General features: G+C 71.3%; 7 protein-coding genes. 5 read left to right on the plus strand and 2 right to left on the minus strand.

The window, feature by feature from the left end:
* Positions 1 to 100: 100 nt before the first annotated feature.
* From pulA to ACIP4P_RS14000, 3 genes are all read left to right on the plus strand, one after another.
* Positions 101 to 5,620, plus strand: coding sequence for a pullulanase-type alpha-1,6-glucosidase (gene pulA, locus ACIP4P_RS13990; protein ID WP_400917657.1), 5,520 nt, complete (start codon positions 101 to 103; stop codon positions 5,618 to 5,620).
* Between the two features lie 569 nt (positions 5,621 to 6,189).
* The gene (locus ACIP4P_RS13995; protein ID WP_400917659.1) at positions 6,190 to 8,520 is read left to right on the plus strand and encodes a M4 family metallopeptidase; all 2,331 of its coding nucleotides are present in this window, start codon (positions 6,190 to 6,192) and stop codon (positions 8,518 to 8,520) included.
* 308 nt (positions 8,521 to 8,828) lie between these two features.
* Positions 8,829 to 10,562 carry a carbohydrate-binding module family 20 domain-containing protein gene (locus ACIP4P_RS14000; RefSeq protein ID WP_400917661.1) on the plus strand — a complete coding sequence of 578 codons (1,734 nt, stop codon included), beginning with the start codon at positions 8,829 to 8,831 and terminating at the stop codon, positions 10,560 to 10,562.
* A 72-nt stretch (positions 10,563 to 10,634) separates the two neighbouring features.
* On the opposite strand, the gene ACIP4P_RS14005 is transcribed toward ACIP4P_RS14000, so the two are convergent.
* Positions 10,635 to 11,390, minus strand: a complete 756-nt coding sequence (locus tag ACIP4P_RS14005) for an SDR family oxidoreductase (protein ID WP_400917663.1) — start codon at positions 11,388 to 11,390, stop codon at positions 10,635 to 10,637.
* A 417-nt stretch (positions 11,391 to 11,807) separates the two neighbouring features.
* On the opposite strand from ACIP4P_RS14005, the gene ACIP4P_RS14010 reads away from it, so the two are divergent.
* Entirely contained in the window at positions 11,808 to 12,866 is a 1,059-nt protein-coding gene (locus ACIP4P_RS14010) for an alpha/beta hydrolase (protein ID WP_400917665.1), read from the plus strand.
* 290 nt (positions 12,867 to 13,156) lie between these two features.
* A complete protein-coding gene (locus tag ACIP4P_RS14015; RefSeq protein ID WP_400917667.1) occupies positions 13,157 to 13,945 on the plus strand; it encodes a hemerythrin domain-containing protein in 789 nt (262 codons plus the stop codon).
* A 98-nt stretch (positions 13,946 to 14,043) separates the two neighbouring features.
* On the opposite strand, the gene ACIP4P_RS14020 is transcribed toward ACIP4P_RS14015, so the two are convergent.
* Positions 14,044 to 14,637, minus strand: coding sequence for a DUF6891 domain-containing protein (locus tag ACIP4P_RS14020; protein WP_350518829.1), 594 nt, complete (start codon positions 14,635 to 14,637; stop codon positions 14,044 to 14,046).
* Positions 14,638 to 14,669: the final 32 nt, after the last annotated feature.

Genomic DNA, 14,669 nt, shown 5'->3' on the forward strand with positions numbered 1-14,669 from the left:
ATTTCCCGGCCCGAAACCGTTTCTGCATCTTGCTGAAACATATTGCAGGCCGCTAGCTTCCTGGGAAATCGATCGCCCCTTCCCCTAAGGGAGCCCCTCAGTGACCGATGTCGCGCTCCGCCCCCGGCGGAGCCGTCCCCGCCGCAGACCCGGCCGCACGGCCGTCCTGCTGGCCGCCGCGCTGACCGCCGCCACCCTCGGCGGCGCCCCCGCGGCCCTCGCCGCCGCCCCGCCGGCCCCGCCCTCGGATGCCGCCCTGGCGGCCACCGCCGGGCGGCACGACCTCACCCGCGAACAGTTCTACTTCGTCCTGCCCGACCGCTTCGCCAACGGCGACACCGCCAATGACACCGGCGGCATCACCGGCGGACGGCTGGACAACGGCTTCGACCCGACCGACAAGGGCTTCTACCACGGCGGCGACCTGGCCGGCCTGATCCAGAAGCTCGACTACATCCAGGACCTCGGCACCACCGCGATCTGGATGGCCCCGATCTTCAAGAACAAGCCGGTGCAGGGCAGCGGCGCCGAAGCGTCGGCCGGCTACCACGGCTACTGGATCACCGACTTCACCCAGGTCGACCCGCACTTCGGCACCAACGAGCAGCTCAAGGAGCTGATAGCCAAGGCGCACGCGCGCGGCATCAAGGTCTTCTTCGACGTCATCACCAACCACACCGCCGACGTCATCGACTACGCCGAGCAGCAGCACGGCTACCGCTCGACCGGCGCCTACCCGACCCTCGACGCCGACGGCAACCCGGTCGACGAGACCGCGGTCGCCGACGCCGGAGCGCCCTGGCCGAAGATCACCAAGAACTCCTTCCCCTACACCCCGGTCTTCCGCACCCCGGCCGACGCCAAGGCCAAGAACCCGTCCTGGCTCAACGACCCGGCGCTCTACCACAACCGGGGCGACTCCACCTTCGTCGGCGAATCCGCCACCGAGGGCGACTTCAACGGCCTCGACGACCTCGACACCCAGAACCCCCGGGTGGTGAAGGGCTTCGAGCAGGTCTACCAGCAGTGGGTCGAGGACACCGGGGTGGACGGCTTCCGGATCGACACCGTCAAGCACGTCGACATGGCCTTCTGGCAGCAGTGGGCCCCCGCGCTCAAGGACTTCGCCGCCAAGCAGGGCAACAGGAAGTTCTTCATGTTCGGCGAGGTCTACTCCGGCGACCCCGCCGTCACCTCGCCCTACGTCACCAAGGGCCGGCTCCAGGCCACCCTGGACTTCCCGTTCCAGGGCGCGGCCCGCTCCTACGTCTCCCAGGGCGGCTCGGCGAAGAACCTCGCCGACGTCTACGGCCAGGACTACCGCTACACCGGCGCCGACACCGACGCCTACGAGCTGCCCACCTTCCTCGGCAACCACGACATGGGCCGCTTCGGCTCCTTCCTGCTCGCCGACAACCCGGGCGCCGACGACGCCACCCTGCTGAAGAAGGACCGGCTCGGCACCGAGCTGCAGTTCCTCACCCGCGGCCAGCCCGTCGTCTACTACGGCGACGAGCAGGGCTTCACCGGCGCGGGCGGCGACAAGGACGCCCGGCAGGACATGTTCGCCTCCAGGACCGCCTCCTACAACGCCGACCGGGTGCTCGGCGGCCCCTCCGGGTCGGCCGACCGGTACGGGCAGGACGGCCGGCTCTACCAGGGCATCGCCGGCCTGGCCAAGCTGCGCCACGACAACCCGGCACTGGCCGACGGCGCGCAGATCGAGCGCTACGCCGCCGACGGACCGGGCGTCTACGCCTTCTCCCGGATCGACGCCGGGCAGCAGGTCGAGTACCTGGCGGCGGTCAACAACGCCACCGAGGCGAAGACCGTCACCCTGGACACCTTCTCGGCGGGCATGGGCTTCGACCGGATATACCCGGCGGCGGGGGAGCGGGTCACCAGCGGCGGCGACCGCAAGGTGACCGTCACCGTCCCGGCGCTGTCCTCCGTGGTGTTCAAGGCGGGCGGCCGGCTCGCCCCGGTCGCGGCGGCGCCGCAGCTGTCCGTGCAGCCGCCCGCGGACGGGTCCACCGGCCTCGTGACGGTGGGCGCCAGGACGGACGGCGGCGGCTTCGACCGGGTGAGCTTCGCCGCCCAGATCGGCAACGGGCCCTGGCGGACGCTGGGCACGGCCGACACCGGGAAGTACGCCGTCACCCAGGACCTGGGCGCCGTCGCCCCCGGCACGGTGGTGCGCTACAAGGCCGTCGTCCAGGACTCCAGCGGCCACCTGCGCTCCGCCACCGCGAGCTTCACCACCGGCACCCCCGCGCCGAAGCCGGTGCCCACCGCCGGCGCCCGCCCGTACGCCGTCGTCCACTACAACCGGCCGGACGGCGACTACGACGGCTGGAACCTCTACGCCTGGGGCGACCTCGCCGACGGCGAGGGCACCCAGTGGCCCGCCGGGCACCCCTTCATCGGGCGCGACGCGTACGGCGCCTTCGCGTACGTGCGGCTCAAGCCCGGTGCCTCGGACGTCGGCTTCGTCGTGGAGCGGAACGGCGTCAAGGACGTGGACGCCGACCGCCACCTCGACCTCGGCGCCACCGGCGAGGTCTGGCTGAAGCAGGGCGACCCGACCGTCCGCACCGCGAACCCCGGCCCGGCGAACACCCAACCCCCGAACACCGCCGTCATCCACTACAACCGGGCCGACGGCGCCTACGACGGCTGGGGCCTGCACGACTGGACCGGCGCCGCCACCCCCACCGACTGGGGCAAGCCGCTGCTGCCGGTGCGCCGGGACGCCTTCGGCGCCGTCTTCGAGGTGCCGCTCGCCCCCGGGGCGACCAGCCTCAGCTATATCCTGCACAACGGCAACGACAAGGACCTGCCCGCCGACCAGTCGCTGGACTTCGCCGTCAACGGCAGGGAGGTGTGGATCCTGGGCGGCCGTGAGGGCTACCTGCTGCCGCAGAACCCCGCCGCCTCCGCGCAGTTGGACCTCTCCGGCGCCAAGGCCCAGTGGATCGACGCGAGGACCGTCGTCGTCCCGGCGAACTACGGTGCCACGGACCAGGCCCTGGCCGGCGGCACCAGCGCCCAGCTGGTCTACGACCCCGAGGGCGGCATCCGTGCCGACAAGGGCGTGCTGACCAAGCCCGGCCGGTGGATCCGGCTCACCCCCGCCCCGGGCGGACTGACCGACGCCCAGAAGGCCAAGTACCCGCACCTGAGCGGCTACCGGGCCTTCACCGTGGACGCCCGGGACACCGCCCGCGTCCCGGCCGCGCTGCGCAGCCAGCTGCTGTTCACCGAACACCTGCCCAGCGGCGCGGTGCTGGCCGGCACCGGGGTGCAGACCCCGGGCGTGCTGGACGACCTGTACGCCGGCCGCACCGGGAAGGTGGACTTCGGCCCGGCCTACTACGACGGCAAGGTCGCCCTCTCGCTCTGGGCGCCGACCGCCCAGCAGGTGTCCGTCCAGGTCTTCGACAGCGCCACCGGGGGGACCCCGAGGACGCTGCCGCTGAAGCTGGACGACGAGACCGGAGTGTGGGAACTCGTCCGTGACAAGCGGGAGTTGGACGGCAAGTACTACCTGTACCAGGTGAAGGTCTGGGCGCCCTCGGTGCAGCGGCTGGTGGTCAACACCGTCACCGACCCGTACTCGGTGGCGCTGTCCGCCGACTCCAGGCGCAGCCTGGTCGCCGACCTGGACGCCAAGGAGCTGAAGCCCGCGGGCTGGGACGACCAGACCCGCCCGGCGGCCGTCCCGCCGGCGAAGGAGCAGATCCAGGAACTGCACGTCCGGGACTTCTCGGTGGAGGACGACACCGTCCCGGCCGCCGAGCGCGGCACCTACCAGGCGTTCACCGAGTCCGACTCGGCCGGGATGCGGCACCTGCGGGACCTCGCCAAGGCCGGGGTGACCACCGTCCACCTGCTGCCGACCTTCGACATCGCCTCGATCCCCAAGGACAAGGCGGGCTGGAAGCTGCCGCCCTGCGACCTCAAGTCCCTTCCGGCGAACGGTCCGAAGCAGCAGGAGTGCGTGGCCGCCGTCGCCGCCGACGACGGCTACAACTGGGGCTACGACCCGCTGCACTACAACGTGCCGGAGGGGACGTACGCCACCGACGCCACCGGGACGGCGCGCACCGTGCAGTTCCGGCGGATGGTCCAGGCGCTGCACGCGGCCGGGCTGCGGGTGGTGCTGGACGTGGTCTACAACCACACCGCCGCCAGCGGCCAGGACGACCACTCGGTGCTGGACCGGGTGGTGCCCGGCTACTACCAGCGGCTCGACGCCAACGGCAAGGTGACCGCGGACAGTTGCTGCGCCGACACCGCGCCCGAGCACGCCATGATGAACCGGCTGGTGGTCGACTCGGTGAGCCTGTGGGCCCGGGAGTACCAGGTCGACGGCTTCCGCTTCGACCTGATGGGCCTGGACCCGAAGTCCACCATGCTGGACGTGCAGGCCGCGCTGCGGAAGATGACCCCGGCCTCCGACGGCGTGGACGGCAAGAACGTCTTCCTCTACGGCGAGGGCTGGAACTTCGGCACCGTCGCGAACAACGCCCGGTTCGAGCAGGCCACCCAGGCCAACATGGCCGGCACCGGCATCGCCACCTTCGACGACCGGATCCGCGACGCCGCCCGCGGCGGCAACTTCATGCTGAGCTCCGCGCCCCAGCAGGGCTTCGCCTCCGGCCTGTACACCGATCCCAACGGCTCGGCGGCGAACGGCAGTCCGGAGGAGCAGAAGGCCCGGCTGTTGCACCAGATGGACCAGCTGAAGGTCGGGCTGACCGGCAACCTGGCCGGCTACTCCTTCACCGACAGCTCCGGCAAGGCCGTCACCGGCGCCCAGGTCGACTACAACGGCGCCCCGACCGGCTACGCGGCCAAGCCGGGCGAGGCGGTGGAGTACGTGGACGCCCACGACAACACCGACCTGTTCGACGCCCTCGCGTACAAGCTGCCGACCACCACCGCGCCCGCCGACCGGGCCCGGATGCAGGCGCTCGGGCTGTCGCTGACCGCGCTCACCCAGGGCGCGGGCTTCGCCCAGGCCGGCAGCGACCTGCTGCGCTCCAAGTCGCTCGACTCCAACTCCTACGACTCGGGGGACTGGTTCAACGCGATCCACTGGCCCGATCCATCGACAGGGGCCGTCCAGGGCAACGGCTGGGGTCGCGGCCTGCCGATGGCCAAGGACAACCAGGAGCTCTGGCCCACCGCGCGGACCCTGCTGGCCGACCCGCGGTTGACGGTCGGCGCGGCCGACATCCGGGCGACCACGGCGCAGTTCCAGGAGTTCCTGCGGATCAAGCAGTCCTCGCCGCTGTTCTCGCTGCCCACCCTGGCCGCCGTCCAGCAGCGGCTGTCCTACCCGCTCTCCGGTACGCCCGGTGAGACGCCCGGGGTGATCACCCTGCACCTGGACGGCACCGGGCTGGCCGGGGCGGAGCGGGGCGTCACCGTGGTCTTCAACGCCACGCCCACCGCGCAGACCCAGACGGTGGCCGCGCTGAAGGGGACGAGCCAGGCGCTGCACCCGGTCCAGGCGGGCGGGGTGGACCAGGTGGTGAAGCGGTCCGGATTCGACGGCGCCACCGGCACCTTCACCGTGCCGGGTCGCACCGTGGCGGTGTTCGTGCAGGGTTGATTCCGCCGCAGCCCGACTCCCGGCCCCGCACCGCCGTTCGGGCGGTGCGGGGCCCGGTTCCGTTCCGGGCGCACTATGGCCGGAACACGGTGGTGGCACGGCCGGAAGTGTGATGTGCCCTCGGGGTGCGGCGCTGTCCGGGGCCCGGTGGGGCGGGCGGCGACCCGGCGCCCTGGTCAGTCACGTCCGGTGGTGATCGAACTTTGCCGGGGGCATGAAAACCGTGTTCAAGACTTCGTCATGACGTAACACAACAGGTGGAAGGCGCTGCATACGGTTTCGGTAAATAATCGGCCAATCGGTGGCATGCATCTGTCATTAGCGCCGCGTTTACTGCCACGATTCCTCCGGCTGCAGACGAGGGGGCCCCACCCCCCGGTGCAGCTGCTCCAGTTCAGGTGCAGCGCGTCCCGACCTGCAACGAACCCTGCACGACTCGTGAGCCAGCAATCGCACCCCCGTCGCACCCGGCGGGGGCCCCCACTGCGCCGCAACCGCGGCCCAGGTTCTCTCCCACCGCGCACGCCGGGGTTGATCCCCTCGGCCGGCCGGTCGGAAAAGGAGTCCGCATGTCACGTCACGCTCACGTCCGGAAGGCGGCGGTCGTCCTGGCCGCCACCACCGCACTGCTGGTCACCGGCATACCGGTGATCGCGCAGGCGGCCCCGGACGCGCCGACCGCCGTCGCCTCCCAACAGGCGAGCCGGGCCGCGCTGATCGCCTCGGCCAACCAGCAGACCACCTCGCTCGCCCAGGCGCTCGGCCTGGATGGCAAGGAGCAGCTGGTCACCAAGGACGTCGTCCAGGACGCCAACGGCGGCCGGCACCTGCGGTACGAGCGCACCTACGCCGGACTGCCCGTCCTCGGCGGCGACCTGATCGTCCACCAGGACGCGGCCGGCGCCACCAAGAGCGTGACCAAGGCCAGCGAGGCCGCCCTCGCCGGCGTGGACACCACCCCGGCCGTGGCCGCCCCGAAGGCCAAGGAGGCCGCGCTGGCCGCCGAGCAGGGCTCCGTCGACGGCGCCCCCCGACTGGTCGTCTGGGCCGCCGAGGGCACCCCGAAGCTCGCCTGGGAGACCGTGGTCAACGGCCGCGAGTCCGACGGCACCCCGAGCAAGCTGCACGTCGTCACCGACGCCAAGACCGGTGCCGTGCTCAGCAAGGCGGACGGCATCAAGCGCGGCACCGGCACCGGCGTGTTCGTCGGCACCGTCCCGCTGACCACCACCCAGAGCGGCTCGACCTACTCGCTCAAGGACGCCAGCCGCGGCGGCCAGTACACCACCGACATGGCCAACGGCACCTCCGGCAACGGCACGCTGTTCTCCAAGTCCTCCGACACCTGGGGCAACGGCCAGGCCAGCAACCGCGAGTCCGCGGCCGTCGACGCCCAGTACGGTGCCGCCGCCACCTGGGACTTCTACAAGAACACCTTCGGCCGCACCGGCATCAAGAACGACGGCGTCGGCGCGATGAGCCGGGTGCACTACGACACCGGCTACGTCAACGCCTTCTGGGACGACAGCTGCTTCTGCATGACCTACGGCGACGGCAGCGGCGACACCCACCCGCTCACCGAGATCGACGTCTCCGGCCACGAGATGAGCCACGGCGTCACCTCGGCCACCGCCAACCTGAACTACTCGGGAGAGTCCGGCGGCCTCAACGAGGCCACCTCCGACATCATGGGCACCGGCGTCGAGTGGTACGCCAACCTGCCCTCCAACCCGCCGAACTACTGGATCGGCGAGCTGATCAACCTGAACGGCAACGGCACGCCGCTGCGCTACATGGACAAGCCCTCCAAGGACGGCACCTCGGCCGACTCCTGGTACTCGGGCGTCGGCAACCTGGACGTGCACTACTCGTCCGGCGTCGCCAACCACTTCTTCTACCTGCTGTCCGAGGGCAGCGGCGCGAAGACCATCAACGGCTTCAACTACAACAGCCCGACGGCCAACAACATCACCGTCACGGGCATCGGCCGGGACAAGGCGCTGCAGGTCTGGTACAAGGCGCTGACCGCCTACATGACCTCCACCACCAACTACGCCGCCGCCCGCACCGCGACCCTGAACGCGGCCACCGACCTGTACGGCGCCAACAGCGCCGAGTACAACGCGGTCGCCACCGCCTGGGCCGCCGTCAACGTCGGCTCGCTGCCCAACCCGGGCGGGGTCAGCGTCACCAGCCCGGGCAACCAGTCCACCGCGGTGGGCGGTTCGGTCAACCTGCAGATCAAGGCCTCGGGCGGGACGGCCCCGCTGTCCTACTCGGCCAGCGGCCTGCCGGCCGGCCTGGCCATCAACGCCAACACCGGTGTGATCACCGGCTCGCCGACCGCCGCGGGCAGCTCCAACGTGACGGTCACGGTGAAGGACTCGGCCGGCAAGTCCGGGACCACCAGCTTCACCTGGACGGTCACCGGTGGTGGCGGCGGTTCCTGCACCCCGGCCCAGCTGCTGGGCAACCCGGGCTTCGAGACGGGTACGGCGTCGCCCTGGACGGCGTCGTCCGGTGTGATCGACAACAGCACCTCCGAGCCGGCCCACGGCGGCAGCTGGAAGGCCTACCTGGACGGCTACGGCAGCGCCCACACGGACACGCTGTCCCAGACGGTGACCATCCCGGCGGGCTGCAAGGCGACGCTGAGCTTCTGGCTGCACATCGACACCGCGGAGACGGGTTCGACGGCGTACGACAAGCTGACCGTCGCGGTGAACGGGACCACGTTGAAGACCTACTCCAACGTGGACGCCGCGGCCGGCTACCAGCAGCGCACCTTCGACCTGTCGGCGTACGCGGGCCAGACGGTCACCCTGAAGTTCACCGGCACCGAGGACGCCTCGCTGCAGACCAGCTTCGTGATCGACGACACCTCCATCCAGACCGGCTGACACCCGGTCGGTAGGCAGGTCCGGTAGGCAGGTCCGGTAGACAGGACTGGTAGACGGGACCGGCAAGCAGGCCCGGCGGCTTCGGCCGCCGGGCCTGTGGCGTGTCCGGCGCCGGTCCGCACCGCTTCCCGTACCGCCTCCCTTGCTGCCTCTCGCACCGCTTCCCGTACCGATGAGGAAACGTTTCACCGCCTGTCTTGACGGTGTCATTCCATGGCTCTAGGTTCTCTGCAAGTTTCCGGCAAGTTTCAGAAACCTCATGCAGGATCCCTCGGCTGCCCCGCACCAGCCACCCCCATGGAGACGACGTGGTCACCACCCCCACCCGCCGGTCCGCCCGCACGGCCGGCGCGCTCGCCGCCGCGGCGGCGCTCGCGCTCTCGCTCGGCACCGCCCTGGGCACCCCCACCGCCCAGGCCGTACCGCCCGCCAACAACGGCAAGGACGTCACCGCCACCCTCTTCGAGTGGCGCTTCGACTCGGTCGCCCAGGCCTGCACCACCACCCTCGGCCCCAAGGGCTACGGCTTCGTCGAGGTCTCGCCGCCCCAGGAGCACATCCAGGGCCCGCAGTGGTGGACCTCGTACCAGCCGGTCAGCTACCGGATCGCCGGCCGGCTCGGCGACCGGACCTCCTTCAAGAACATGGTCGACACCTGCCACGCGGCCGGCGTCAAGGTGATCGCCGACACCGTGATCAACCACATGACGGCGGGCTCCGGCACCGGCACCGGCGGCACGGTGTACACCAAGTACAACTACCCGGGCACGTACCAGGACCAGGACTTCCACACCTGCCGCCAGCCGATCACCAACTACCAGGACCGCACCAACGTGCAGGACTGCGAGCTGGTCAACCTCGCCGACCTGGACACCGGCAGCAGCTACGTCCAGACCACCATCGCCCACTACCTGGACGACCTGGGCTCACTGGGCGTGGACGGCTACCGGATCGACGCCGCCAAGCACATCGCCGCCACCGAACTCGCCGCCATCAAGGCCAAGATGGCCAACCCCAACGCCTACTGGGTGCAGGAGGTCATCTACGGCGCCGGCGAACCGATCCAGCCGAGCGAGTACACCGGCAACGGCGACGTCGACGAGTTCCGGGTCGGCACCGACCTCAAGCGCGTCTTCACCAGCGACAAGCTCGCCAACCTCAGCGGCTGGGGCGCCTCCTGGGGCTACCTGCCGAGCAGCCAGGCGCGCAGCTTCGTCGACAACTGGGACACCGAGCGCAACGGCTCCACCCTCAACTACACCTACGGCAACACCTACACGCTGGCCAACGTCTTCCTGCTGGCCTCGACCTACGGCTCGCCCAACGTCTACTCCGGCTACGCCTTCACCAACAACGACGACGGCCCGCCCAACGGCGGCACCGTCAACGCCTGCTACCAGGACGGCTGGAACTGCACCCACGCCTGGCGGCAGATCGCCAACATGGTCGGCTTCCGCAACGCGGTCGCGGGCACCGGGGTGACCGACTGGTGGTCCAACGGCAACAACGCGATCGCCTTCGGCCGCGGCAACCGGGGCTACGTCGCGATCAACCACGAGAGCGGCGCGATCACGCAGACCTTCCAGACCGGGCTGCCCGCCGGGACGTACTGCGACGTCCAGCACGGTGACCCCCAGCCCGGCGGCGGCTGCACCGGCCCGACCTACCAGGTCGGCGCCAACGGGCAGTTCACCGCGACGGTCGGCGCGGGCGACGCGGTCGCGCTGTACGTCCAGCCCGGGACGACCGTCTCCGGCGCCTCCTTCAACGTCAACGCGACCACCGTGCCCGGGCAGAACATCTACCTGGTGGGCGACGCCCCGGCACTCGGCGGCTGGGACCCGGCCAAGGCGCTGCCGCTGTCCTCGGCCGGCTACCCGGTCTGGTCGCTCGCGCTCTCGTTGCCGGCCGGCACCCCGTTCCAGTACAAGTACCTGCGCAAGGACGCGAGCGGGGCGGTGACCTGGGAGTCCGGCGCCAACCGGACGGCGACCGTGCCGGCCTCGGGGAACGTCACCCTGAACGACACCTGGCGGCCGTGAGGCCCGTCGCCGCCCGTCGCGGACCCCCGTCAGCCGTGGGCTGACGGGGGTCCCCCGTCCTCAGCCCAGCCCTCAGCCCCGCCCGATGTACGGCATGGCCGTCGCCATCACCGTGGCGAACTGCACATTGGCCTCCAGCGGCAGCGCCGCCATGTGCCGGACGGTGCGCGCCACGTCCGCGACGTCCATGGTCGGCTCGGGCGCGATCCGGCCGTCCGCCTGCCGCACCCCCGCGCCCATCGCGGCCGTCATGTCGGTCGCCGCGTTGCCGATGTCGATCTGCCCGCAGGCGATCCGGTACGGCCGGCCGTCCAGCGACAGCGACTTGGTCAGGCCGGTGACGGCGTGCTTGGTCGCGGTGTAGGCGATCGAGTGCGGGCGCGGGACGTGCGCGGAGATCGAGCCGTTGTTGATGATCCGGCCGCCCTGCGGGTCCTGGGCCCGCATCTGCCGGAAGGCGGCCCGGGCGCACAGGAAGGCGCCGGTCAGGTTGAGGTCGACCACCGCGCGCCAGTCCTCGACGGACAGCTCCTCCACCGGGACGGCCGGGCCGAAGGTCCCGGCGTTGTTGAACAACAGATCAACGCGGCCGCACCGCTCGACGGCCGTCGCGAACAGCGCGTCCACCGCGGCCGGGTCGGTGACGTCGGTCGGCACCACCTCGGCGGGGGCGGAACCCGGGACGGCGCAGAGCGCGGCCGTCTCCTCCAGCTGTCCGGCCCGGCGCCCGGCCAGCACCGTCCGCCAGCCGGCCGCGGCCAGCTCGACCGCGACGGCCCGGCCGACGCCGCTCCCGGCTCCGGTGACGACGGCGATCTGCTCGGGCATGGCGCTCTCCTCGTGGGGTCGGTACCGGTACGGTCACGTTCCGCCCGGACGGCGCCGGGGGCGTGCTGAGGCGATCGTTCCGGATGTGCGGCCCGCCGTCACTGGTCAAAGCGCCCAAAATCCGGGCGGCCGGGCCGGTCGGCCACTGTGGCCCCCGCCGTCCGGCCCCCGCCGTCCGACGGTGGTGGTGCGGGCCTTTACCTGATCGCGAACAAACATTGGATTTCCGGTGGCCACCTCGCAACCGGCCGACCCCGGGCCACGTCATAAGATCGCAGGAAGGTGCGCTTCCGCGAGGGGCGGTGCACCAGCCGCTCCGGGGACGCACAGCGCCGCGCCCCGAGCCTGTCCGGCCCCACCGGGGGGCCGCCGCCCGGTCCCACCGCCGGGCGCGACATCGGTCGGAGAGTCCTCACCGTGCTTAGGCAGTCGTCCCGTTCCCGTGCCGTCCTGACCGGCGCCGCCGTGCTCACCCTGGCCGCCTCGCTCGCGGCCTGCGGAGGCTCCGACGGCGGGAAGGGGAACGGCTCCTCGGCCGACGGGAGCCCGGTGGCGACCACCGGCAGCCCGACCGCGGGCGGCAGCGGCGCCGCCGGGACGCCCTCCGCCGAGCAGCCGCCCACCCCGGCCAACGGCAAGGTGATGATGCCGACCGGCCCGGCCGCCGACCTGAAGAAGGTCCGGGACACCGGCGCCGGTCCGATCATGATGACCAAGGTGGCCGGCGCGAAGTCCGGCGTCACCGGTCAGGTCTGGGTCTGGCTGCCGCCCGAGTACAACGACCCCAAGTTCGCCAAGACCGGCTTCCCGGTGCTGACCCTCTACGCGGGCGGCCAGAGCAACGGCTACAACACCTGGACCGACAACCAGCTGCCGATCCAGGAGGTGGATGAGCAGCTGGCCAAGCAGGGCAAGGCCCACCCGTTCATCATGATCATGCCGGTGCAGAACTTCAACAGCGACGAGAAGAACGCGCTGGACTGCTCCGACATCCCGGGCCAGCCCAAGATGGGCACCTGGATGGCCGAGGACATCCCGGCCTGGGTGCGCGCCAACTTCCGCACCCTGAAGGGCCGGGACAGCTGGGGCGTGATGGGCGCCTCCACCGGCGGCTTCTGCAGCGCCAAGATGGCACTGCAGTACCCGGACGTCTACAAGGCCGCGGTGCCGATCGACGGGTACTTCATCCCGGACTCCGGGCTGTGGAAGGGCCACGACGCCGAGAAGGCGGCCAACAACCCCAACCTGCTGATCACCCAGGGCAAGGCCGACGTCAAGATGTACGTCACCGCGGGCGGGGCCAACGGCTACGAGAAGGACGTGGTCAAGAGCTGGGTCGCCAAGGCCGTCGCTCCGGTGACCATCCAGTACTACGAGCAGCCCGGTGGCAAGCACCTCACCTCGGACTTCAAGAAGATGATCCCGGACACCCTGCAGTGGCTCTCCACCAACCTGGAGGGCCCGGCCTCGGACTGACCCGAGCAGGACCCCGAGCGGCACCCCTAGCGGCACCCGGGAGCCCTCCCGCCCACCTGGCGGGAGGGCTTCCGTCGTACCCGGCGGCGGTTGTCGGGGGCGGTGGTCGGGGGCGGTGGTCGGGGCGGGCGTCGCGGGCGGTCGCCGAGGCGGGCGTCGCAGCTGCGCGCAGGCCCGTGACCTGCGCGTCAATCGGACATTGATTCGCTTCTGATCGACTGCGGGCACCTTGGATGGGGCGGTCCTCACCGGCCGCCCCGTCCGCCTCGCCCCGTCGTGAAAAGAGTGTCATGCCGATCCACCTGCTGCCCCCGCCCGCCGTCTCCGTCCCCGCCCAGGCGGCGCCCGGAGTCGACCCCCGGGACACGTACGGGCCGGCCATGGACGAGGAGCCGGTCACCGCCCGGTTCGCCGGACTGCGGCTGGTGCACGCCGCCATCCGCCGGGACCTCGCCCGGCTCCCCAACGCGCTGCGACTGCTCCAGCCCGACGAGGAGGACAAGGGCGAGGCACTGCTGCGGCACTGGACCTTCATGACCGCGATGCTGACCTGCCACCACGAGCAGCAGGACACCCGGATCTGGCCGATCGTGCGGCGCTTCGCCCCCGAGCTGCGGCTGCTGCTCAACTGGCTGGAGGCCGACCACCACAACCTGGACCACTCCTTCACCCGGGTCACCACGCTGGTCCGGATCGCCAGCCGGGACACCGGCAGCGCCTGGCCGGTCGCGTACGCGATGGAGGACCTGGCGGCCCGGCTGGAGACCCACCTGCGGATCGAGGAGCGGCAGTTGCTGCCCCGGATGGACCGGGTGGTCCCCGACACCTCCCGGCTCGGCGGGCTCGCCGAACTGCTCGACCTGCTGCGCTCGGCGGACGGCCCGGGCACGGCCGACGCGCTGGCCTGGCTGCTGGACGGGGTCGCCCCGGAGCTGGTCGAGCGGCTGCTGGCCGAGTGCGACGACGACGTGGCCCGCAACTGGCCGCACTGGCAGGCGACCTACCAGCGCTGCACCGCGCCGCTGTGGGGACCGACGGGCGGCACGGCGGACAGCGGCCGGGGAAGCCTGGCCGAGTGACCACCGAGCGCTTTTCGCGGTCGTCGATCTACGCGCGTGGCATGTGCGGCTGACATATGCCCGGGCGCCGGGCGCCTGGCGTCGAAGGGCGACGTCCGCTACTCCGGCAGCCGGTTGAGCCACTCCAGCGGAGCGACCCGGATCGCGGTGTGCGGCGACCCGTCCCACTCCACCGGCAGCCCGACCGTCTCCACCGCGGCCACCACGGCCCGCCCGATCTCCACCGTCCGCCGCTCCGACACCTCCTCCGACTCCTCCCCGGTACGGAAACCGCCGTAGCGCAGCATCAGTCCGCGTCCGGCCACGGCGGCCTCGGTGTCCTGCTGGTGGAAGAAGACGAAGCCCCGCGAGTCCTCCTCGGCCTCGCCGCCGATCTCCGCGTACCCGCACCCGGCGCAGCAGGTGAAGTCCATCGCCGCGACGATGCCCTGATCCTCCAACAGGTCGAAGGCCTCCTCCAGCCTGTCCACGTCCGTGAACTCCGGCCAGTCGGCCTGCTCGGCCAACCGCTCGGTCCACAGCGGAGCGACGATCCGCTCCGCCTCCTCCTGCGTCAGCCCCTGGTCGTCGAGGACCTCGACCAGGGACTCGGCTATCTCGTCCGGCTCCTGGAAGCCGCACCGGATCAGCTCGCGAGCCCGCTCCTGGGCTTCGAGCAGCACGTCGGGGGTGAGCGCCGTCTCCTGGGTCATGTCCGCATCCTCGCACCCAGCACTGACAATTC

It is taken from the genome of Kitasatospora sp. NPDC089509, assembly GCF_044749365.1.
GTDB lineage: Bacteria > Actinomycetota > Actinomycetes > Streptomycetales > Streptomycetaceae > Kitasatospora.

Coding starts and splice junctions, on each gene's coding strand:
- ACIP4P_RS14020 (WP_350518829.1), bottom strand. CDS start 14,637: ATGACCCAGGAGACGGCGCTCACCCCCGACGTGCTGCTCGAAGCCCAG.
- ACIP4P_RS13995 (WP_400917659.1), top strand. CDS start 6,190: ATGTCACGTCACGCTCACGTCCGGAAGGCGGCGGTCGTCCTGGCCGCC.
- ACIP4P_RS14005 (WP_400917663.1), bottom strand. CDS start 11,390: ATGCCCGAGCAGATCGCCGTCGTCACCGGAGCCGGGAGCGGCGTCGGC.
- ACIP4P_RS14015 (WP_400917667.1), top strand. CDS start 13,157: ATGCCGATCCACCTGCTGCCCCCGCCCGCCGTCTCCGTCCCCGCCCAG.